This is a genomic window from Lactobacillus sp. B3795 (assembly GCF_026535805.1).
Lineage (GTDB): Bacteria > Bacillota > Bacilli > Lactobacillales > Lactobacillaceae > Apilactobacillus > Apilactobacillus kunkeei_C.
Genome location: NZ_JAFNPE010000015.1, coordinates 47,420 through 74,121 on the forward strand (window position 1 = coordinate 47,420; position 26,702 = coordinate 74,121).

Annotated in this window: 2 protein-coding genes; both read right to left on the reverse strand. The window is 41.1% G+C overall.

What is annotated here, in order from left to right; translation table 11 throughout:
- Positions 1-19: 19 nt before the first annotated feature.
- On the reverse strand, positions 20-9,442 hold the full coding sequence (locus J3U50_RS06605; RefSeq protein WP_301945881.1) for a DUF5776 domain-containing protein: 9,423 nt from the start codon (positions 9,440-9,442) through the stop codon (positions 20-22).
- Positions 9,443-9,691: 249 nt separating this feature from the next.
- On the reverse strand, positions 9,692-26,659 hold the full coding sequence (locus J3U50_RS06610) for a DUF5776 domain-containing protein (RefSeq protein WP_301945882.1): 16,968 nt from the start codon (positions 26,657-26,659) through the stop codon (positions 9,692-9,694).
- Between the last annotated feature and the right edge of the window lie 43 nt (positions 26,660-26,702).

Sequence of the window (26,702 nt, forward strand, 5' to 3'; positions counted from 1 at the left end):
CTCGATAGGAGCTTTTTTATTATTCTTTGTTAACCCAGGTCTTGTTAGCAGTAATGTATCTACCTTTACCAATGTATAGTCTGGTGATGCCCTTGTAATGAACAACTTTTTCGACCTTTATTCTGCTGTTAGAACTAATCTTTCCAACGGCATGCTTCTTGGCAAAAACTGGACTGTTGTAAATAACAATTCCTTGGTGTCTAATTACGCGATAGTATCTGTCGTTGTTTTGTGGTTCAACGGCGTAATAACCATCTGTGTAATCGGAACTATCCACGAAGTGGCCATGGATCTTCAATTGTAAACGACCGTGTACATATCTGTATCCTGAGACCTTGCGAACAGAAGAATGTTTTCTATCTTCGCTTAGATTGTAAACATACTTAGGAACGTTATCGAAATCATTTCTTAGCGCAACGTACTTCTTGTTGGAAGTGACGTATTCACCATTACCTAGATATAGTCTAGTGATTCCATTGTATTCAACTACCTTTTCAACCTTGAATTCGGAACCATAGCGCATGAAACGTTTGCGTTCGTGCTTACCGAATTCTGTACTACCGTATACCCAAACACCCTTGTGAGCGGATACGATGTATTCGTTTGAAGGTTCGTTAGTTGAGTAGTACTTACTGTTGTTGGCCTTCACATCATTCAATTGAGCATTTAGTTGATCAATTTGTGCTTTGTATTGATTAATCAACGCTTCGTTACCTGCATTCTTATCATTTAATGACTTGGTTACTTCTGCCAATTGAGCTTGATATTGGGCATTCAATGAAGCAGCTTGGCTGCTTAGTTTTGATTCTTCATTATTCATGGCAGCAATAGACATTGCTTCTTGTTGCGCCTTGATAATGCTAATTGCATTTTCATACTTGTTGGCAATTGAATCTCTAATTACTTGAGCTTGTGAGTCAGCTTGACTAGCTGCAACGCTTTGTGCGCTACTCATTGCTTCTTGGTTGGCTTTAGCTTGAGAGCTTAATTCGGCATCTCTTTGTGCGTTCAATGAAGCAACTGCACTTGAGTATTCAGCTCTCTTTTCTGCCATCATACTGTCTGCTTGTGAGTTAGCTTGAGCGATTGCTGATTGCTTATCGCTTTCCACTTGTGAACTCAATGATGCCATTTGACTAGCAAATGTTGAGTTAGCTGCATTTGATGAAGCGTAGTATTGACTTTCCAATGATGCCTTTTGGGCGTTCATGTCATTGTCAGCAATGCTCTTGGCAACGCTGGCTGCACTTGATGCAGCACTGTCGATTGCTGATTGAGCCTTACTACGTTCATTTTCAACTAGGCTATCGTAGTGGCTCTTGATAGCTTGTTGAGCTGAGACATTTGATTGAGCCAAACTATCTAGTTGAGCTTGTGCTGAACTGTTCATAGTGTTTCTCACATCTTCAATTGCTTGACTAGCAGCTGATGATTGAGATGAAGTTTGATCATTCAATGATTGCACTTGTTTTGCATATGAGTCAGCGTAGGAATCAGCGATTGACTTCGCAACGCTAGCAGCATGACTTGAAGCTGAGTTAATTGTTGAATCCATTACGGATTGAGCAACTGATGAAGCGGCTTCACTGTCTGCCTTAGCCTTTGAGTTAGCACTTGATAGTGCTAGTGAGTTCGCAATTGAAGTAGCTGTTGATTGTGAACTAGCTAGACTTTCGGCAGCTGATTTTGCTGCTGAAACTGCTGAACTACGAATTGAATCGGCATTATTTGAAGCGTAAACGCTGTCGTTGTATGCCTTTTGTTGGGCATCGCTCAATGCTTGTGAGTTGGCAGTATTCAATGAAGCAATGTTTGAGTTAGCAATGCTTTCTGCCAATGATTTGGCTGCTGAAATAGCATCTTGAGCACTGTTAGATGCTGCGATACTGTCAGCTACTGACTTAGCATTAGCTGAACTTAGCGCTTGTGAGTTGGCAGCATTGATTGAATCAATTGTTACTTGAGCTTGTGATGAAGTTAGACTCTTCGCAGCAGAAACGGCGTCAGCGATATCGCTTTCTGCCTTCTTTTGAGCTGCGATACTGTTAGCAGTTGATTGTTGTCTTGCTGAGCTCAATTCATCTTCATACTTAGCTTGTAGTGAAGCAATTTGTGATGCAGCGATACTTCTTTGTGCCTCACGAGCAGCATCGATAGCACTTTGGGCACTTTCTAGCGCAGCCAAGCTATCTTGTTGCGCCTTTTGTTGAGCGGCTGAGATAACAGCTTGGTTAGCACTGTTTAGTGAAGAAACCAAAGAGTTGGCTGAATCTTGTGCTGATTGTCTAGCTGAATCCAATGCTGAATTCTTAACGGATTCGGCACGGCTTGATGCAGCTGAACTGTCGTCAATTGCCTTTTGTTGAGCAGAACTCAATGCTACTGAGTTAGCAGCTGATTGACTGTTCAATGCTGCTGTAATTGATTGTTGAGCAGCAATACTAGCAGCACTTAGCTTGATGTTGTATAGACTATCAGCCATCAAACTATCTTGTTTAGCCTTGCTTTGGGCATCAACCAATGCTTGTGAGTTCTCAGCAGCGACCGCAATTGATTGTTGTTCTGCAATACTTCTAGCAACTGATTGAGCTGATGATACCGCACTTTCTCTTTCTGAAACAGCTGCTTGACTAGCTTCAGATAGGCTTTCTTGGTATTGATCAGCTTGTTCGTTTAGCATCTTTGCGTATGAGTCTTCAATTTGCTTAATTTGCGCATCGGTGACCAATTTGGCAGCTGATTGGGCTGAAGCGATTGCTTGACTCATCAATGAATCAGCATAGTTTGAAGCTGCAATACTGTCTGCTGCGGCCTTTGATTTGGCATCAGACAATGATTGTGAGTTAGCTGATGATTGGTTAGCAAAAACTGAGTTGGCTGAATCTTGCACAGATTTTTGAGCTGAAGCGATTGCTGAATCCATGATGGACTTAGCAAGTGATGATGCTTGTAAACTATCAGCATTAGCCTTTGAGATTGCTGCAGATAATGCTTGTGAGTTCGCAGTTGATGTTGCACTAGATTGTGCAGCAGCTACGGATTGGGCTTGGGCAATTGCATCGTCGACAGCCTTTTGAATAGCCGCTTGGGCTGATGATGCAGCGTTTTGACTATCAGTGGTTGCTTTGCTTCTAGCAGCATCCAAAGCTTGTGAGTTCGCAATTGAAGCAGCTGTTGATTGTTGCGCTGCTAAACTATTAGCGGCATCGACAGCTTTCTTAACTGCGTCTGCTTGCGCTGCTTCATATGATTGAGCCAGTTGATTTTGCTTAGTAGCATAAGAACTGTTCAATGAACTAATTGAGTTGGCATTAGCAGAAGATAAGCTGCTAGCGTAACTTTGAAGCGCACTGATGCTGGTTGCAGCATTTTGAGAATCTTGTGCGTACTTGGTATTTAGATCAGTTACTTCTTTTGCATATGAACTAGCAATACTGTCAGCCTTATCATTGGCTTCGGTAATCGCTAAACTATTCTTAAGTGCAGCAGCCAAACTGTCAGCCATCAAGCTAGTAATCTTGCTTGAGTAGCTGTTCATTTGAGAGGTAGCACTATCAATCTTAGCTTGCGCTGCGGAAGAACTAGCTTGTGATTCCTTTTGTAGGGTACTGATGTAATCACTGTATGAGTTGGCAATTCTTTGTCTTTCAGCAATTGCTGAACTTCTAGCGTTATCAGCAGCAACACTTTGTTCATATGAGTTCTTTGATTGCTGTGCGGCAATTGAAGCAGCTGTTGAAGCGGCATCTGAAATTGCAGCTGAAGATTGTCTTGCGGCTTCTTCGGCAGCACTTTGTGCTAATGAGATGGTTGTATTGAAATCATTTTGCATGCTGCTTAGTTGTTGTTGGTACTTAGTTACCTCGTTAGAAGCAGTGTTCTTATCAGCTTCTAGACTGTTAATGACAGCTTCATATGAGGCAACAACTGATCCATAGGAACTAGCCGCAACAGAACTATCGTAAGTAGCTTGACTAGAAGCAGCTGAACTAGCTGAAGATAGACTGGTGATTGCTGATGAATTCAAACTATTTTGCGCGCTTGCACTTGATTCCAAGTTAGCAAGTGATTGGTTAGCCTTGCTAATTTCATTTCGCAATTCATTAATAATCTTGTCATAGTCAGTGTTCAAAGTATTAATTTGAGCTTGGTATGAATCATTTAGAACTTGTTGTGCTGATGATACGGCACTGTTCTTGTCATTTTCAGCATTTACTGAGGCAGCTGAAGAATCAGATTGTGACTTAGCAATCAAATCGTCGATTGCCTTGGAGTTGGCAATTGAAGTCGCAGTTGATTGTGCAGCTGCAATTGATTCAGCTTGGCTCTTAGCTTGTGATACAGCAGCGTTCACAGTTGAGTTCATTAGTGAAACGGCAGCATTTGAATCATCAATTGCCTTTTGGTTCAATGAACTAATTGCTTTAGCGTTTGAATCGGCAATTGATTGAATTTGTTGAGCAGCTTGTTGAGATGCAATGTCTTGAGCTGACTTAACCGCACTGGAAATTGCTGCTTGCGCACTGTCGGCTGCACTTGATAGGTCTTGTTCTTTCTTCTTGTTTAAGTCATCAATAGCAACAGAGTTGGCACTACTTTGAGCAGAGAATTCTGTTGAAGCTTGACTAGATGCTTCACTTGATGCCTTTGAAACAGCGTCACTAATTGCAGTGGTTGCACTGCTTTGGGCTTGATTCAATTCGTGACTCTTTTGAGCGTTGATGGCATCAATTGCCTTACTATTTTCAGCAGATAATGAAGCAATCTTTGAATCAGCATCATTTTGCGCTGATGAAATCGCTGAGGCAACAGCAGAATTCATGTCGTCTTGAGCCTTTTGAGCTGCGGCCTTTGAGTCAGCAATTGATTTGTTTGTTAGATCTTCAATTGCTTTAGCGTTAGCTGAAGATAGTTGTGTGGCTTCATTACTTGCTGAGTCTTGGGCTGACTTGATAGCACTTCTCATTGCGCTATTTGCTTGTTGTGAAGCGTTGTTTAGGTCGTCTTGGGCCTTGCTTTGTAAATCAACAATGGCTTGTGAGTTCGCTAAAGAAACGGCCTTTGAATCTGCATCAGCCTTTGCTTGAGCATCGCTTTGGGCTTGTTGAACAGCTTGAGCGATTGCTGATTGAGCACTATTAGATGCATTAATTGAATCTTGTTTTGCCTTTGATTGTAAGCTATCGATTGCGTTTTGGTTTTGTTGTGCAACTGATTGTGCAAGTAAATTAGCTGAGTCTTGGGCTGACTTAACCGCACTGTTCATTGCTTCGGCAGCTGAATTTTGAGCTGATTGCATGCTGCTGTTGTATTGAGTTTGAAGATCGTTAATCTTTTGTGCATTAGCTAAAGAAACGGCTTTTGAATCTTCGACAGCCTTGCTTTCAGCTAATGATTTAGCGTTATCAGCAGCTTGTGAAATTGCTGCATCCGCGCTGTTAGATGCGTTAATTGCATCTTGCTTAGCCTTTGATTGTAGATTATTGATCTCATCTTGATTTTGTTGAGCAACAGATTGAGCTAAAGAGTTAGCTGAATCTTGGGCTGACTTAACCGCACTACTCATTGCTGATTGGGCATCGTTAGATGCTTGCATTGAGTCTGATTGGTACTTAGCCTTCAATTGATCAACTGCTTGTGAGTTGGCAATTGATGTTGCTGTTGATTTAGCGTTAGCATCATCAATTGCAGATTGAACTGCTCTGTTTATTGCTGCAGTTGCACTGTCAGCAGCTGCCTTTGAATCTGCTTCACTCTTTTGTTGAAGTGCGGCAATTGCTGCGTTGTTAGCATCAGTAATTGATTTAACTAAACTATCGGCATTTTGCTTTGCAGTCACACTAGCAGCAGACAATGCGTCAGCAAGATTTTGTGCTGCTTGTTGTGATGCTGCCTTTGAATCGGCAGTGCTCTTGTTTAGTAAACTTTGGACTGCTGAAGAGTTGTCCGCACTTTGTTTAGCAAAAGTATCATTAGCTGAACTAGTAACACTTGTAATTGCGTTGTTTAGTGCAGTTTGGGCAGCTTGTGAAGCGGCAGTTGAAGCTGCAAGGTATTGCGCTTGTTGTGCTGAACTACTTTGAGCGTATTGTGCTTGTAGTGAAGCAATTGTGCTAGTCAATACACCTTGTGCTGATGCACTCATTGAATTAGCAGCTGATGTAGCAGCACTGTTGATTGCATTGTTGGCAGAATCGCTCAATGTTTGTAGCGTGGTTTGGTAACTGGTGTTCAAGCTGTTAGTCAAGCTTTGGTTTTGACTAGTTAATTGAGTCATTACACCGGCAGCTGATTGTTGAACACTGGCAACAGCACTTGATCTTAATGAATCGGCAAGTGTTTTAGCAGCTTGTGAATCAGCGATGGACTTTTGAGCCAATCCGTTTAGCATTTGTTGAATTTGCGCGTTAATGTCGTTAATCTTTTGACGGTTAACAGCATTCATTGAATCGGTCGCTGATTGAACCGCATTACTCTTATCGATGACTGCTTGGTTGGATGCGGCAGCCAAACTGTTGTTGTATTGAGTTTGTAGTTGTGCCAACTGTTGGGCGTTTTGTGTGTTCAATGAAGCTTGGACTGATTGGGCTGATGATTGCACTGAAGTCAATGTTTGACTAATTGCGTTAGCCTTATCAATTGAAGCTGAACTACTCAAACTTTGTAATGCACTGTTAGCAGAAGCAATCAATGATTGAGCATAACTTGAAGCTTGTTGTGATGCTTGAGCTGCTTGTTGAGCAGCTTGTAATGATTGGTTTTGAATTGTTGTTAGTGAGTTTTGGTAGTTTGCACTAGCGATTGCAGAATTGGATGCTGCAATACTGTTAGCAATTGAATTTGCTTGGCTAGAAGCTGAATTAATTGCGTTTGTGATTGATTGGCTAAGTGCAGCCTGTGAGCTTTGAATGTAAGCAGCTGCAGAAGAACTGCTTGCAGCAGCCAATGAATCGGCCACTTGTGGTTTTGGAAGAACATAGATATATGCTGTTCCGTTCCACAATTGTGGTATTACATGACCTGTAGAGTTTTGATTGTTTAGGTAATAGTTATTATCCAAAGATGTAACTGAAGTTACAACAGGATTATTAGTATTACCGTTGTACACTGCAACTTGTCCTTGTCCACTTACATATCTACCACTTGAATCCATGAATTGGATTGGGTAGTAAACAACGTTTACTGTTGGAGTAACGTTGATTTGGTATTGACCATTATTGTTGATAATTTGACCGGTTGTCATGTAGTAGTTATTACTATCAAAAGTTCCATTATCAACCAATCTAGGTGTGTTATTTGCATTTAAAACGATGGATCCTTGACCATGGTTTCCACCATTGCTATCAACAAAGTATACCGGTAAAGTACTGCTGATTGAGTATGGGTTAACGACTACTTGGTATTGACCATTTACTGTAACCACTTGGCCGTTAACCATGTAGTAGTTATTACTGTCAAAAGTTCCAACACTGGCAATTTTTGGGTTATTGTTGGCATCAAACGCAACTAGCCCTGTACCATGAGCGTTTCCATTCGCATCAACGAATGTTAATGACGCTTGATTATTCACTACGTCAGGATTTACCAATACTTGGTATTGGCCATTAACGTTAGTAACTTGTCCATTTACGACGTAGTAGTTGTTGATATCTAAACTGCCGTTATCGATTAATTTAGGATTGTTATTAGCATCAAATGTAATTGTTCCTTGACCATGGGTACCACCATTACCATCAACAAAAGTTGCACTTGAGAAGTTGCTTAGTTTGTTTAAAACAACTTCCATAGTAAAGTTGTCATCGTTTGCGTCCTTAATCAATTGACCGTTAGGACTGATGTGGTAGTTACTGTTAGCTAGGTTTCCATAGTCAACTAATTGTGGAACGTTGTTTCCGTTAACGTTAACTTGACCTACCGCAGTGTTTCCACTGTTATCGACTACCGGTACACCCTTACTAGTGAATGTTACTGTTGATGTTCTAGCATTTTTTAGGACAGCAATTGAGTAAGTTCCATTACCGTTAGATACAGCTTTAGCATTTGGTGCTACGTGGTATCCACTACCATTAATGCTGGTAGTATCGTTGATGGTGGTTGATCCATCTGAGTTTAGGTAAACAGAACCAGTCAATTGATTATTGTTGCTGTCTGTTAGAACTTGATTGTTTGGAGTTACGAAGTTCAATGTTGCAGTTTGTTGGTTAACAATGACTGCGTATTGTCCGCTGTTGTTAGCATCTGCAGTGATGCTTGGAGTCGCAGCATTTGGTACATAGTAGTATTGAGTTGGTAAGTTCCCCAATGTGTATGTGTTAGTAATGCTACCGTCGTTATTAATGTTAACTGTACCGGTTGCGACCAATTGACCACTAGTGTTATAGAAGTTCAATGGCTTTGGTTTTGCAGCAGGTACCAATGTTACAACGTAGACGTAGTTTGAGTTCATGCTCAATTGTGATCCAACGTTTGCTACGTAGTTAGTACCGTTAAGATTGTAGTAACTAGTTACCTTTTGCAAAGCATTAGTTGAACTATTTAAAACGGCCATCCCAACAGCGTTATTACCATCTGTTCCTGTAATTGCATTTCCGTTGGCATCAACGAATGTTACTGGTGTTAGGAAAGTTGGGTTAGTCCCCTTAACTTCAACTGTTACAGTTGGTGTTCCTAAATAACTTATATTTAGTGGTGCATTGGCAGTTATAACATAAGTCGTACCTGGACTATTAATATTGTTAGCGTTATTTAATTGGTTAACGTTGTTTGCACTAGGTGTTGCTGAATTTAAAATTTGATAATTATTGGGATTGGTGTTGTTCGCCATAAAACCTCGGGATGCACCACCACCAAGTTGTTGCATTCCATTGGCATCATTGAAATAAACAGTTTGAGGTGTTGATCCAAAGTTATCACGATAGCTTAAGCCTTGCGCCAAGTTAGCACGATACACGGCAGCATTACTATCAATATCACTTTGTGCTGATGAAGCCATTTGGTCAATGATGGCTTGAGCTTCGGACAAACTAACCCCTGTTAGTGAATTATTAGAATCGCTACTTTGACTATTATTGGTACTAGTGTCTAAATTTGATTGCACATTTGAACTACTAACACTACTTACCGATGTGTTTACACTTGAAGCTGAACTACTAGCTTGAACGCTACTTGAACTGCTTTGTGAAGACGATGTTGAACTGGTGTTACTTGTTACTACTGGGCTCTTTGATTGATTGCTTGAATAAGTACTTTGATCCACAACTGCGGCTGCTTGACCTTTTGTCGTTTCATCAGCATTTGCACTAACTTGAGTTGTCATCAAAGTAAAACTAGCCGCACCAAAAAGCGCAAAAGAAGAAACGGATACTACAACCCAGTTTTTCTTTACTTTTTTCAACATTTTCTTGTCGTTTAGCTTTCTTATTTTTCTCTTATTGTATTTCAATGAAAAGGCACCTCCTCTTTAAATTTTCAGTGATAAACCTATAAAATCGCTTTTATACAACGAATATAATATCCTATTAATACCGCGATTTCTCGCTTAAAACATCGATTTTATAAAATCTTAAAAAAGTAAATAATTCCTTAATATTTCGCTGAGATTTTTTCTTATTTTTCTGGAGTGATGGTCCAAATTTAGACAAAAGTATAAAAAATACCCGTTAGGAAAAATCCTAACGGGTATTTTTAGATTCTATTTAATTCTGTTAACCCAGGTCTTATTAGCCGTGATGTATTCACCATGTCCAATGTAGAATCTGGTAATTCCGTAGAATCTTGCTACGCTTTGTACTCGGATCAATGCGTTCTTTCTGAAATGCTTAACTGCATTACGCTTAGTGAACTTCTTAGCATTGTGAACTAAGATGCCCCTATTTCTGATGACACGAATTAGCTTAGTACGACGAACGTAATATGCTGGAATTGTGCCCTTAGCATTGATGTAGCCCTTCTTAATGCGGTACTTAGTACCGTTCTTAGTCTTGACTATTCTCAATACCTTGTATGCGTTAGCTTTATTTCTTGGTCTCTTAGAGAAGTACTTAACGGCATTCTTGCGAGTGAAGTGAGTATTTACGTAAACTCCACGTTTGTTTGTCCAGTAAACGTAAAGTGGTGCTCTCTTCTTCTTAGCAAGCGCAACATAAGTCTTGTTAGAAGTTACATATTGGCCATTACCAATGTATAGACGAGTAATTCTGTAGTACTTAACAACCTTCTTAACGTGGATTAATGCTCCACGACGAAGTCTAATTACACGTCTCTTGCCGTAATGGAACTTCTTGTCTGTGTGAACCAATACTCCAGTCTTTCTGATGACACGGAATAATGGATGGTTAGTACGGTAGTATGCATCCCTAATGTTCTTGTTGAAGTAGATGTAACCACCATTAACCTTTAGACGTGGGTACTTGTTATGATCTAGAACAACGCCTCTAACCTTGAAGACATGTGCTAATCTTCTTGGTTTCTTAGCATAACCCTTCACACGATTCTTGATTGTGAAGTGAGCTGAACTGTGTAGGTATAGTCCCTTCACACTGTATACATATGAAGGAGCCTTTCTCTTCAATTCGGCCTTGTATGCTTTCATGTATCTAGATACATAATCGGCATCCTTGTGCTTCAAGTTTTCAACTGGTAATAGCTTAGCAGCACGTTTTCTACCGGCAGATTCAGGGGATTCACCTGCACGACTCTTAACCGCAACTACATGCATGGTTGTTGTACCATCGCTATTAACAACTACCTTAATGATTGTATTTTCATTAGCAGTGTAGTTGTAACCATGACCATTATTAACAACTGATTTGTGTTGAACAATCAAGTTGCCATTGCCATCAAGCTTGGCGATCACTTTTCCAATTGCATAGGTTTTATCACTGGCATCGAGGTGCGCATTGTCAATTGTAATTGTGCCGTCAGCGTTGATTGGGAATGATTCAACATGGTAGCTTCCATCTTGACTCTTGGTAACTGTTGACCCAGCAGGTACCAAGTACTTGTTATCACTTGAACGAGTTGGCTTAGTTACAATAATTGCTCCATTACCGTCACCCTTAACTGGGATGTTACCAATTGATTGAGTATCATTGCCACCGTGGTTGAAGTGAACATCGTTAATTTCATCATTAACAGGTGTTAATACTGGATCACTTGGTACTGGTTGACCTTCTGGAATAGTAGTTCCAGCGTAACCAGGGACGTTGGATTCAATTGTCTTTGAGCCATCGTTATTAGTGTGAATAGTTACCGCATCATCAACAGGTTTTGCATTTTCACCAGGACGAGCTGGTTGTGCTTCATCTTGTTGAATTGGGGTTGCGGCAACATGGTATGAAACATTGTTGTTCTCATCAACTTCAATTGTAATTGGTTCACCAGCATCGGCTTGGTAAGCACGGTGTGGAATGGTTGGGTCAGTTACAACTGAGGTCTTAGCAACTGTTAAGTCACCGGTATTTGGATCAACCTTAGCAACCAATGGTCCAATGACTGACTTAGTATTGTCATTCTTATCATCGTAGAATGCATTATCGATGTTTAGAGTACCATCAGCGTTGGTTGACATCTTAGTACCGTTTACTTGGTATGCTCCAGTGTCTTTATTCTTGGTGATTGATGAACCAGCAGGAACAATGTAGTAGTTACCATCGTTACCCTTAATGACCTTGGTCTTAGTTGTCACGATGTTTCCATTGTCATCAACTCTGGCCTTAAAGTCAGCTTGAGCTTGTGGATGACCACTATCATCAACGATGTTAGCGTTGGCGATATCAACATCACCGTTTGCATCGATTGGTAGTGAATCACCATGGTAAGTGCCGTCATCATTCTTAGTAATTGTAGTTCCAGCTGGAATTACGTACTTACCGTCGGTTGACTTAGTAGTCTTGGTTACGATGATGTTTCCATCGTCATCACCCTTAACAGGTAGGTCAGCCTTTGAACCGGTATCCTTACCACCGTTATCGAAGTGGACATCAGAAGCAGTACCTTGAGTTGGAGTCAATACTGGTTTAGTAGTGTCTTGACTAAATGGTACGTTTGTTTGGCCAGCGTAACCAGGGATGTTTGAGATGACATCCTTAGTACCATCACCGTTGTAGTGGATGGTTGCGCCATCTGGTTGAGCCTTACCATTCTTACCAGGTTGTGCTGGAACCTTTTCGTCTTGGACGATTGGAGTTGCATCAACGTGGTATTCAACACCACCCTTACCATCAGGCTTGATGGTCATTGGATCACCGGCAGTTGCCTTGTAGACACGACTTGGATCACTTGGATCAGGTACAACAGTGTCTTGACTTACGGTTAGCTTACCAGTGTTTTCATCGACGTTTGCCACGATACTGTTGATGACACCCTTACCTGGTTCTAGTTTGTCATCATAGTGGGCATTGTCGATTGTAACCTTGCCATCCTTAATTGGAAGAGGATTTCCGGCTACTTGGTATTGACCAGTTGCAGGGTTCTTGGTTACAGGTGAACCGGCAGGAATGATGTAATCATTGCCGTCATCACCCTTAGCAATTTCATCCTTGGCAGTTGTGATGTTACCTTGATCGTCAACGTTGGCTACTAAGTCCTTGTGAGCCTTAGTATCACCCTTACTATCGTTAACGTTAGCGTTATTAATAGTTACGGTGCCGTCTTCGTTGACTGGTAGAGAATCACCATGGTACTTGCCATTGTCACCCTTGGTAATGTTGGTTCCCTTTGGAATCATGTACTTACCGTCGGTTGACTTGGTGTTTTGAGTCACAACGATATTACCATCGTTATCACCCTTAACTGGAACGTCACCAGTTGAACCAGTGGCCTTCTTATCAGTATCAAATGATACGTCGTGAGCAACATCGTTAACTGGAGTCAACTTAGCATGACTGGTATCAGCATCGTTTGGTAGCCCAGTTTGACCAGTGTATCCAGGAACGTTTGAAACGATATCCTTAGTACCATCACTGTTGTAATGAACCTTGGCACCGTTTGGTTGAGTCTTACCATTGTCACCTAATTGAGCATCGATTGACTTATCTTGGTCAATTGGAGTGGCATCCATATGGTATTCAACACCACCCTTACCATCTGATTTGATGGTAATTGCGTCGCCTTCGTTGACTTGGTAAGCTCTGCCTGGGTTAGTTGGATCGTTGACAACTGCCGTCTTAGCAACTGTCATTGTACCCTTTTCAGGGTCAACCTTAGCAGTTACTGGTCCAACAGCAGACATTGTCTTATCATCTTTGTCATCGTAGTGAGCATTTGGAATATTAACGATTCCATCACTTGGTGAGTTCAACTTGCTACCAACAGCTTCATATGATTGGTCAGATGGGTTCATGTTGACGTTTGAACCACTTGGGATGATGTAGTAGTTACCATCTTTACCCTTGGCAATGACATTATCGTTTGTGGTGATGTTACCGTTATCGTCAGTTGTTACTGGTAGTGTTTGACCGTGGTCAACTTGAACGCTACCGGCTTGATCGTAAACTGAGGCGTTATCAATTTGACCCTTAGATGGGTAAATTGGTACTTGGTATAAGATCTTAGTTTTATCAGTTGGGTCAGTAACCATTTGAATTTGTCTACCAGTTGCGTACTTGTATCCATCTGGAATTGATGGAACAGCCTTGTAGGCGTCCGCACCACCTGCATAGATAGGAGTATTATCTTTATCACTTGCGTAGATGAAGTACTTAGTAGTGTCAGCTGAAACTGGCTTGTTGGTGTAGATATCAATGAATTGAACGTTATTTCTTGCTGAGTAAGGTGAGTTATCAGCAATTACAACCTTGGCATTTGGATCAACGTTTCCGTTGTTATCCATCCAATCAACCACTTGTGAGTCTGGGTTGTAAACGTGGAATCCATTGTTTTCATATCCGCCACTAGGTAAGTTAGCGTCTAGAACATGACCAGTGGTCTTATCGATGATAACTTGACCGTTACCCTTAGGCGCACCGTCGTTATTATCAATGAATGTAGCATTATTGATTACGGCGGTATCATCCTTGGCAGTCAATGAGAATGCCCCATTGTTGTTGTTAATTGGGGTACCAGCATTTGCTTGATATGCTTGCTTGCCCTTAACAATGTGAACACCGTTTTCATCAGCAAGAGTCATTGTGCCCTTGTTCAAATCGATGTTGGCGTGGACATCACGAACACCGATAACGTTACCTTGTTCATCCTTCACAGCAACGTTTGGCAATGTTACCTGACGAGTACCTGCATCATATGGATATGATGGAACTGTCCAGTTACCATTGCTATCCTTGGTGACTTCACTACCAGGTAGAATGATTCTACCGTTTGGAGTAGTTACAGGTTGAGTTACCTTAATTGTGCCATCGCTTTGACCTTGAATTGGAAGTTTATCAATGGTTGATCCAGTATCTTTTCCAACGTTATCTAGGATATGAACATTATCGATGGTACCAGTAGTTGGCTTCAATACTGGGTTAGTTGGTAGTGGTTCACCATTTGGAATGGTGTCACCAGTAAATCCAGGAACGTTTGAAATGATTGTCTTGCTACCATCATTATTTACATGAATTGTAGCAGCATTGTCTTGAACTGTACCGTTTTGACCGGTTTGGGCAGGAACCTTCTTATCTTGTTCGATAATCGTAGCTGGAATGTGATATTCAGGTTCACCGTTGTCATCCTTAGTGATAGTGATTGGGTCACCAGGATTTACTTGGTATGCCTTAGTTGGGTCGGTTGGATCAGTTACGACAGTGGTCTTGTTGACAGTCATTGTGCCGTTTGATGGATCGACGTTTGCTGAAACCTTACCAATTACAGACTTGGAAGGATCAGTCTTGTCATCTAGATGAGCTTTATCGATATCAACAGTACCATCTGGGTTAGCAACTAACTTGCTACCTTGAGCGGTGTAACTACCATCGCCAGAACTGTTTGGCACAACTGAGGTGTTCTTAGTGATGACGTAATAGTTGCCATCCTTACCCTTGGAAATGACATCCTTGGTAGTGTTGATTGAACCATCATCGTTGGTTTGAACTGGTAATGTTTGACTGTGGTCGACCTTAACGTCACCCTTTTGATCCAAGACGCTAGCATTGGTGATTTCACCTTGTGCTGGAACAACTGGAACAATGTAAGTACGCTTGTCCTTATCACTGTCATCATCATTATTAGTTTGTTGAACGGTGATTTGCTTACCCTTAGCGTAGCTGTATCCACTTGGAATACCAGTGACAGCTTGAGCAGCATTTGAACTACCAGCAAAGATTGGTAGTAAGTCATCATCGTTAACCTTAACTGATGGGTTATTAGTGTTATCAGTAAATACTTGGTTGTTGTAAACGTTTAGGAACTTCACATGGTTGTTTTCGTGGTATGGAGCATTGTCGGTAACTCTAACAATTGCGTTGTCATCAACGTTACCACTTGCATCGCTCCATTGAACGATTTGACCGGTTGGGTCATAAACATGGAATCCTGCGTTTTGGTTACCACCAGTAGTTGGTAAGTTTGCGGTTAAGACGTTACCAGTAGTCTTATCAACTCTAACTTCACCGTTTCCGACATTGGCATTATTTAGAACGTCAATCAATGTAGCGTTGTGAATAACGGCAGTATCGTTTTTGGTGTTTACATACAAGTGGTTGTTATCTGAAACGATTGGAGTTCCAGCATCAGCTTGGTATGCATCGGTACTTGTGGTTGCGTGAACTCCTTGTGGGTTAGCAACTGAAAGTGTCCCGCTTGCTAGGTCGACATTTGCGACTACGTCTTGGTGATCGATAACGTTGCCATTATCATCCTTGATTGGAAGTTGTGACAATGTTACCTGTCTATTTCCGGCATCGTATGGGTATGATTGAGCGTGCCAGTTACCATCTTTATCCTTAGTAAGAGTTGTGTTAGCAAGGATAATCTTACCGTCTGGAGTTGTGATTGACTTGGTAGTCTTGATTGAACCATCGTCTTGTCCAATAACTGGAACATTGTCGGTGGTTGAACCAGTATCGTTACCATTAATGTCATCCATGTGAACTCCATTAATAGTGCCTGCACTAGGTGTTAGCACTACTGGGTTTGGTACTGGTTGACCTTCTGGAATATCGTAACCCTTGAAACCAGGAACGTTTGAAATAACTGTCTTGCTACCGTCATCATTTACATGAATCTTAGCAGCGCCATCGGCCATGGTTCCGTTTTGACCAGCCTTTGCTGGAACTGGTTGATCTTGAGCAACCTTTTCAGCGTTAACGTGATATGAAACGGTGCCGTCTGGGCCGACTTCCTTGGTAATTGGTGCATTGGTGTGGGCGATGTAAACATTACCCTTATCATCCTTAGCAACAGTTGCCTTAGCGACGGTCATGTTTCCATTGTCATCAACCTTAGCAATTAGCTTACCTTGTTGTGATGTGTTGTCGGAAGCATCATAACTACCATTTGGAATGTTAATCGTTCCATCTGGGTTGACTGGGAATGATTCTGCATGGTAATTACCATCAGTTCCCTTAGTTATAGTAGAACCAGCCGGAACCATGTACTTGCCATCGCTTGACTTGGTGTTCTTAGTAACGACAATGTCACCATTTTGGTTACCCTTAACAGGAACGTCACCGGTTGAACCAGTGTCTTTGCCATCAGCGTTAAAGTGAACACCCTTGGCTACATCGTTAGTTGGTGTTAGGACAACGTTTCCAGTATCTTGATCAACTGGGACATTGGTTTGTCCAGCAAATCCTGGGATATTAGATTGAATTGTCTTAGTACCGTTATCTGGGTTGATGATAACTGTGGCAGCATTATCGATGCGTTGACCGTTAGTACCGGTCTTAGCAGGAATATTTTGAGTAGCTGGAACTGCATGTGCGGGTACGTGGTATTGAACGTCGCCGTTTTCATACTTAGGAGTTACTGTAGCCCCTGCATCAACTTGGTAGATTGTGCCATCTGGAGCCTTAGTTACTGAGGCCTTGGCGATGGTAATCTTACCAGTATCTGGATCAACGTTTGCGGTAATCTTACCTGGGTATGAAGTGTTTTCATCCTTGTCGTATTGTCCATTGGTAATGTTGAATGTACCATCTGGATTTGCGGGGATGGTGTATCCGTCAGCATGGTAAGTGCCGTCTGCTTCATGACGAACAGTTGAACCCTTTGGAACGAAGTAGTAGTTAGGATCATCATTCATTCCCTTAGCCACGTGATCTTCTGAAGTGGTGATTGAGCCATCACTAGCAGTGGTTACAGGCAACTTGGTAACTGCTTTTTCTTGGTTATCCTTACCGTCAATAACGGCTGTTGGTAGTTGAGCTTGTGTTGGAACAACTGGAATTACATATTCGTAACTGCCGTCAGCATTCTTGTTAACAATGATGTTCTTACCAGCATCGTATAGATAGTTATCTGGCAATTGATCAATTGCTTGGGAAACATTCTTGGTACCGTAATTAATTGGCATTCCATCTGAATGAGTAACCTTCAAAGTATATTTCTTGGAACCATCGGTAAAGACTTCACCAGTATATGAGTTCTTGAACTTAACATCATTGATGAAATCATATGGATAGTTTTCAACAACCTTAACAGAAGCGTTGGTGTCGACATTACCATTATCGTCGCTCCACTTAACGGTTTGAGTATCAGGATTACTAATGTGGTATCCTTCGTGGTTACCACCTAGAGTAGCAACATTTGATAGGTCTGAACTTGGTAGCACCTTACCAGTTGATTTATCAACATTGATTGAGGCTGTTCCATCAACCTTATTACCCTTTTCGTCGATTAATGTGGCATTAGTAATTCTTGCTGTGTCGTCTTCACTCTTAACTTGGTAACCGTTGCCGGTCTTAAAGACTGGAGTACCATTGTTAGCTTGGTATGCGTAACCGTCTTGAGTAATGGTGTGAATACCGCCGCCTTGTTGGTTCAATGTTAATGAACCATCATCATTTAGATGAGCAGTAATATTTTGACTGTTAATCTTGTTACCCTTGTCATCGGTAATAGCTGCATCGTTAATCAAAACGTTACCATCGTTATCCAATGGAAGAGTTTGAACATGGTAACTTCCATCAGGATTCTTGGTAACTGGTGAGTTTGCCATGGCAACATTAGCACCATCATCGGTCTTGGTGTTCTTAACAACGGTAATTGAACCATCATCGTGTCCTTGAACACTCATGTTGGAAATTGTCTTACCAGTATCATTACTCTTATCATCATCAGCATGAGTAGTTGGTAATGTAGTAACACCTGGAGTTAGAACTGGAAGACTGGTGTCAGTGTCCATTGAAACGTTATTAGCGCCAGTGAATCCAGGAACGTTGGATGTAATTGTCTTAGTTCCATCTGGATTGGTATGGATGGTTGCGCCACCTTGGACAGTTTGACCGTTCTTACCAGCCTTAGCTGGAACGACTTGATCTTGTTGTTGAACTTGACTGGCAATGTGGTAAGTAGTTGAGCCGTCTGGGTTAACTACTGGAGTAATGCTGGTGCCCTTCTTAGCAACGTAAACATTACCTTTTCCATCTTCAACGGCAGTATCGCTGTTAACAGTTAATGAACCGTCATCATTTAGATGGGCCACAACTGGTTGAACAACACTTGTACCGTTAGTACCATCATATGAAGCATTGTTAATAGTAACAGTGCCGTCTGGGTTTCTTGATAATGATTCAGCATGGTAAGTGCCGTCAGCATTCTTGGTGACCTTAGCACCTGCTGGAACGACGTACTTGCCATCCTTTGAAGTGGTGTTGGATACAACAGTGACAGTACCATCATCATGACCTTGAATTGGTAGTTGGTCGGTAGTTGAACCGGTGTCTGTACCGTTTTGGTCGTTGTGTACACCATCAATTGTTTCCTTGATTGGTGTTAGTTTGAATTGAGTAGTGTCAGTGTTTGCTGGAACTGTTTCGGTCTTTTGGCCGTTATCCAAACCAAATCCAGGAACGTTTGAAGTAACTGTCTTTACACCTGTGTTTGGATCGTATTTAACTGTTGCACCACCTGGTACAACTGGACCGTTTGCTCCGGCAGTTGCAGGTACGTCTTGTTTAATCTTGTTGCTTACAGTTTCAACATGGTATTCAATCTTACCTTGGTCATTAACAACCTTTTCAATTACTGTCTTGGCCTTAGCAGTGTATGCATTGTTGTCATTGCCGACTAATGTAGTGTCTTTTTGAACAGTAATAGTACCATCTGGGCCCAGTACACCCTTGATGTTTGTTTTTAGGCCAGTGTATTTTCTTCTGTGCATGAAGTGAACATTGCTGATTGTAACGGTTTGATCAGTTGGGTTGTATGCAAAACCATCAACACTTGGTTGGTTGTTAGCATCCTTAGTTACAACAGTTCCTGCAGGAATGATGTATGAACCATCCGCACTTGCTGTATTCTTTGTAACCACTTGATTGCCGTCAGCATCAGTCTTCACTGGAAGATTACTGATAGTTGAGTTGGTATTTTGACCATCAGAAGTGACAGGGACGTTACCCATTCCCACTAGTTGACCAGTGGTGTTGTAACCATTACCAACGGTGTTTGGTTGGTTTGGTTGAATGGTTTGACCAGTACTGATTTGGTAAGTGTTACCGTCAGATCCGGTAATAGTACCGTTATTTGGTACCTTGGTAATTGTAGTATTACCGTTATTATCACCACTTACTGTTACACTGACGTTTTGCGCAATCACATTTCCATTACCATCTGTAACAGAGATGTTAGTTTGCGCTGTGGTTGGTGTAACGATGTACTTATCTTGACCGTTGTACTTCTTAGCGTTTGATGATGTGAAACCAGGATTGTCTGGAGTTACAAATGGTGCACCGTTTCCGGTATTAGCGTTGTAAGTCCCCTTACCTACGCTTGAACCATTTGCAGTAACAACATCAACTGTTTGTTGGTCAGCTGGCGTACCGTCTGGTAGCAATGATAGGTAGTAGTAATCTGAATCAGAACTATTAGTAGCAACGTGAACTAAGATGTTCTTATTCACTGCTAAAGCATTACTGATTGTGTACTTGTTACCATCATTATCGGTAATCTTAACAACTGGTTTTGTAGTATCTGAAGTATCAGCAACAACACCGTCTGATTGTTGATCTGATACAGCTTGAATTTCAATATATACAGGTTTTGTATCTTGCTTTCTAGGATCATTGTGACCGTAAATTGATACGTTCACAACCTTATTAGTATCTCTACCAGTCAAAGCATTGTAAATGTGAATATTTACAGATTGGAGAGTTTGGTTAGTTGTAACGTTAAATGAACCACCTTGGTCATTTTGCGTTGCGTTATATCCTGGCAAATCAGGAGTAACAATCATATGACCGTTTTTGTCATAGCTGATTGTTCCAGGGAATGGAAGTGTGGTTCCATCTTCACGTTGGATAGGAACCTTATCACCTGTTTGATAGCTAAATGCTTGTTTAGTTACGTTAACAATTGGTGTGTAGTTACCTTGGCTATCCTTGTTCAAGTCAAGTGCAGTACCAGAAGTAACGGTGTAGCTGTAGTGCTTACCATCGGCATCTTGAGTTCCGACGAAACCGCCACTAACGACACTGGTAATGTATGAATTACCGTCTTCGTTACCTTGTACCATTACGGTCGCTGTACCAACCTTTTGGCCGGTTGCAGGATCGACAATATCAACGTTAGTTTGAACTGGTGCGGTAGCTGGTACTAAGACAGCATTACCGTTGTTGTCAAATTGAGCGTTAGTTGCTGTAGTGAATCCAGGGATATTAGCAGTAGCTTGTTTACCACCTGAAGCGTTAGCTGAGATGGTAGCACCACCCTTGATTGCGTTACCTGAATCAGTAACAGCGTTGACTTGTTCGGTACCAACATAAGTTGGGTTAACTGATACGCTGACCTTGCTTGGATCATTAGGGTCCACACTAATTGCAGTTCCGGTTGTAACGTTGTATCCGTTGTGTCCATCAGTCAATGTAGCATTGCTTGGAGTATCTACGGATGTAATGTATGAATTACCATCAGAGTTTCCTTGGACATGAACGGTCATGGTACCAATGTTCTTACCTGATTGAGCATCGTAAACATTGATAGTTGTTTGAACCGGACTCTTTGAAGGAGTCAATACAGCGTGGTTGTTAGCATCGATGTTAGCTGGAGTGCTGCCATCGAAACCTGGCATCTTAGAGATTGAACTCTTTACACCGTTTTCTGTATGAATAGTTGCACCTGCTGCGATTGGGTTACCCTTGTCAGTAACCGCACCTAAATCGACGTCTGCTGGTGTTTCAGGAGTGACTATGATTGTTGGAGTTACTCTACCACCATTGTATTGAGGAGTTAATGCTGCTCCTGTATTAACGGTGTAGGTATTACCATTACTGTCTGTGAAACTATTACTTTGTGAATCAACATTAGTAACGTATGAATGACCATCGTTTTTACCTTGAACATCCACATCAACGTTACCAACATGACTTCCGTCAACACTGCTGATTACTGGAACAGTAACCTTAACTGGGTTAGCAGATGGAGCTACAACGGCACTGTTACCCTTCATTTGACCAGGGTTAGTACCATCGAAACCTGGCATCCCTGGTTTGATAGTCAATGTACCATCACTATTTGTAACGGTAGCACCACCATCAACACTTGTCCCGTCAGCTAGAACGGCTGGAGTCTTGGTGATGACGTCCTTATCAACTTGTCCTTCAACGTATGTGATGACATTTCCTGAGTTGTCAGTGTATGCCTTCACATTATCACCAACATTAACCTTGTACTTACCAGAATCAGTGTTGAAGACTTGTCTACCCTTCACATCGGTAATCTTTGAAGTACCGTCATTTTGACCTTGAGCAGAAACGTCAACGTATACTGGTTGACCGTTAAAAGTTAATGGAGTTGTTGAGTTTGGTTGATATACCGGTACCTTAACGGTTACTGGTGTAGCAGATGGAGTCACAACATCCTTTTGGTTAGCGCCTGAACCAGTGGTTTGGGTAGTTGATGATGAATCGAATCCTGGTAGGTAGGTTACGGTGTGTAAAGTACCATCGGCATCTTGGCGTCTGTAACCACCTTGATCAACTGGGCTACCTGAAGGAGTAACAACGTTGACGTACTTCTTGTCACTAGTTGCGGTTAATTGAACGTGGTAAGTTGGGTTACCGTTAGCATCGGTAACAATACCAATCTTGGTCTTAGTATCAATGACGTATTGTAATCCGTCGTTCTTACCTGATGAAATAGTTACTGGTTTAACAGCGTTAACTGAACCATCACTGTTACCCTTTACTTGAACTGATGCGGTTAATCCAGTTGGGTTACCATTAGCATCATCTAGGTAAACAGTGGCAGTACCAACAGCTGGTTGAACTGTGTACATACCGTAACTATCAGGGTTTAGTCCTGTGTTGTTTTGGACAACGGCGAAACCAGGTAGTTGTGGAGTTACGGAAATTACGTTACCAGTATTCTTATCAACCTTAGCAATCCCCTTGAATGGAATTCTGCTTCCTGAAGGAGTATCGATTGGTAGCAATGTACCATCTTGCATGAATTGAACATCTGGAACGTAGATATCGTAAGTGGACTTATCGTATTGCTTCATTGGAGTCTTTGATAAATCAAGTGCGTAACCCTTGTTGTTGTTAGATACGTCACTAGCTAGCTTGGTAAAAGCAGTCTTAGCTTGGTAGTTAGAAGTATCTAGTGTACCATTTCCTAAGATTGTTGAAATTGGTAGTTTAGTAATACCAACCAGTCTAGTCTTGGCACCGTTAGAAGCGATAACTCTGACTGTGGCGTAGCTTGTATCTGTGTTATTACTATCAACACCACTATATGATGAATCATCAAATGGTGTGATGTTTTGGTTGTTAATTAAATATTCACGATATTCAGGACTTGGTAGTGGATCACTTGAAGTCTTATTTGTGTAGTATTGTGATTGACTTTGATCACTATCGTTTAAGTGACTCAAGATACCACTAATATTGTTCAAGAATCCTTGTGCTGTAGGCATAGCAGCAATTGAGTGCATATCGTTATCGGAACCGTAGTTACCCTTTAACTTAAGTTCTTGTCCATCATCTAGACGAGTCCATACACTGTTGAAACCTTCAACGTTGGTTTGGTAACTGTTGTTACCTGGACGAATGGAACTAGTTACACTGGCAATTGGTTGGTATGGGGATCCTTGCCAATCAGCTAAATCGGTACCCATGAATGTATTCAAACGAATACCAATAGTGTCAACTGCTTTAGTTCCTAAATCAATATCGCCACTGAACTTGATGCTGCCATCACTTTGGGTAGTATAATTGCTTGAATCAAGTGTAATGGTTTGGGCTAATGTTTCACTATTGTCATTAGCCTTGTACATATTACGGTAAACATCACCGTTGTTTGACTTCGCATCAAATGAACCAGTAACGAAGTGAACTTCAACTTGGTGTTCTTTAGCATCGTCACCTGGGTTGTTTAATGTGGCGTCAAACTTAGCATGGTAGTGACCATTATTATCTTGGTAAACTTCGATATTGTGGTCAAATTCAATTGAAGGAGAACCAGAGAAGTCGATGGAAGTATCGTTTCTGGCGTTTTGTCCTGAAATAACCTTTGGATTATTACCATTAAAGGCTTCATTGAATCTGCTGATAACCTTTGAATTATTAGACATACTTGCAACAGTCTTACCTAGTGCGTTGGCAATGTTGATGATAATGCCTGGTAGTTGAGGATCATTAATGTTCTTAAGCTTATTAATGAATTCCTTCTTACTCATTCCAGCAACTTCTTGGAATGTTTGACCATTCAAATATGATCTTTGACTATTAAGGCCACTTGCCCAGGTAGTATCATTTAAGACACCTGTTTGACCATTTACCCTGCTAACATCATTCTTCCAAACATTAGCAATTGCTGTATTGATTTCAGCTTGAGTTGGATTGTCACCATTCTTTGCTTTATCAGGATTGTATGCACCTGAACGACTTGTATCGTTGGTTACAATGTTACCGTTTTGGACTTGATCGCTGTATTGTTGCTTACTTGCAAGAATGTCTTCGTACAATTGAACAAAGTATTGTAGGTAATCAAAAGCGGTATCAAAGCTAACCCCATTGTCTGTAACACCAGTTGATGGAATTGTTGACCAAGTGTATGGATAACTGAAACTGAAACGTTTCTTACTACTATCAGATCCCGCTGGCTTGTAACCATTGGTTACCCCATTAATATCCTGGAAAATTTCACTACTGTTAAAGTTATCATCATTTTCACCCAATGCAGTACCATTACGACGGTAATGATAGATGTATGGGTTTAGTTGGTAACCACTGCTAGTTCTAATACTGTCAATGTTTCCATTATCCAAAATGGCACCAAAGACATCAATTGAAGATAGACTTAGCTTTGGACCAGCTGCACCGGTTAATGAGGTCCCCGGTGTAACGTTCAATGTTAAGTTAAACTTCTTTGGATTAAATGCAACGATTGGTAGGAAGGCAACACGAAGTGGGTGGTCCTTCGAACCAGTATTCATGTTAATATCCAAAGTACCGTTTTGTTGAACGATAATCTTACTTGTTGATTGGTTTCTACGACCACCGTTTTTCATTGTTGAGTAGGGTCCATAGATAAAGGCGTTGTACAATCCACCATTAGCGGTAGTAGGAATCTTGGCATCAACCTTGAAGGTACCACCACTTAGGATTTGCATACCATGACCTAGCCAAACAACGGCGTCAGTACGCTTGTTGTTCCATCCACTAGCAACAGATGATGTGTTCTTTGAACTATTAACTAAGTTAGGATCCAAAGCAGTTGGTGTAACTCCGTCTGGAACGACTAGGTTGATAGTCCCCTTGATAACAACGTTTCCGCTATCACCTGATCCAGTATCTGAAGGATCGTTAATGTTTCCAACACGGATACCGTTAGTATTGTTACCTAATGTGATGTTAACGGTAGCACCGGTGTGCACGTTAATGTTGTTATTGGCGATAATACCGTAGCTTGGCATGATAGTTGAATCTAAATCGGGTGTTTGAACTGTTTTTCCCCAGCTACTTTTGTATACATGATTATCAATTTCCACTGGGTTCAAGTTAACGGTTGAGCCTTCTTGAAACACAATATAGTTGGCAATCAATGAATTAAATGTGTATTGACCATTGGCACCAACAACGAACTTACCACCTTGGGTGTTTAAGTTCTTGTAGGTTTCATTGTAAGTGATGATACCATTGTTGGTAGTTGCATCTGAAGTGTATACATTGGCACCTAATACATAGTTACCATTACCGTTACTTGGATTGAATAGGTTGTCAAAAGTACCATTGTATCTAACGTTATCGTATTCAACGAATCCATTACCGTTTACAACGTATGAACTACCTAGACTGGTAACGTTTTGAATCTTAACAACAGAGCCACTATCGGACTTGTTGAAAGTGTATGCACCACTTAATGAGAACTTGTTTTGACCATCAATAGTCAAGTTCCCAAGGTTGGTAACAGTTCCACTTGAACTGATGTTGTTAGTCAACACAATCTTTTGAATGTTAGTAGTACCTGAGGCAACCATGGCACTATTAAATTGGGCATTGTTGTTAGCATAAACAATGCCGTTGTTAAAGTCGTTAACCATCTTATTGAAGGTTGCCTTGTATTGAGCAGCACTGGTATTAGTGTTGTTGTGTGGTACGTTCTTATCGTCTGGGTTGGCATCATATCCAGATGTGTTGAACTTGTTATTTGAATCGAATTGTTGATTTAAAGCGTTTCTAACACCCATGTAGGCGTTATCGTACATAGCTTGTAAACCAGAATCAGCACTAGGACGATTGCTTCCTTTAGTGTAATCATCTGATCCTGATGTGGTAGCATCATTAAATGCATCATCCGCGTTCTTCTTGAAATCAACACCATACTTGTAGGCAATGTATAGCATTGATGAAGTGTTGGCAGCTGCATTCTTGATATCATCAATTGATGAACTAGCCATGTTATCAGAAATACTCTTTGATTGGTCGGCATTAACCCCTTGGTAAGCAGCACTGTATAATTCCTTGATGTTGTTATCAGTTATGTCATCGTTGTTGGCATTACGGTTACTGTATGCGTCACTAACCCCTTGGTTAATTGCTTGAGTATATTGGGCATTGTTATCGTTAGCATCTTGAGTGTTACCTTGTAGATGCTTTTGGTAGTTTGCTGCAGCATCTGCAGATTGATTATTAACAATGTCGGTAGTTTGGTTTCGATTGTTGGATTGGTCACTAGAACCTAAACGATTTGATAGTTGTTGATCATCGTTATTGTTGTTGCTATCGTTTTGGTTTTGAGTACTATTGTTAGTAGTACTTTGACCATTATCCTTGTTAGCATCATTTTGGTTGCTTTGATTTTGTTGATCATTGCTTGATGCAATTTGACTATTATCATCCGTCTTTTGATCTGATGATTGCTGAGTGCTATTGGCTTGAACAACTGAAGTGTTGTTACCATTATCATCAGCGTGCGCGGAGACTCCGTGTGACATTAATGCCAACGAAGTTCCACCTAGAAAAGCAAAAGAAGCTAATGAGACTACAACCCATTGTTTCTTTACTTTACGTAGAATCTTTTTATCATTGGTCTTTTGAATTTCATTCTTATTGTATTGCAAAAGAAAGCCCTCCCCATTATTTTTGACTCTCTGGATTTTTAAT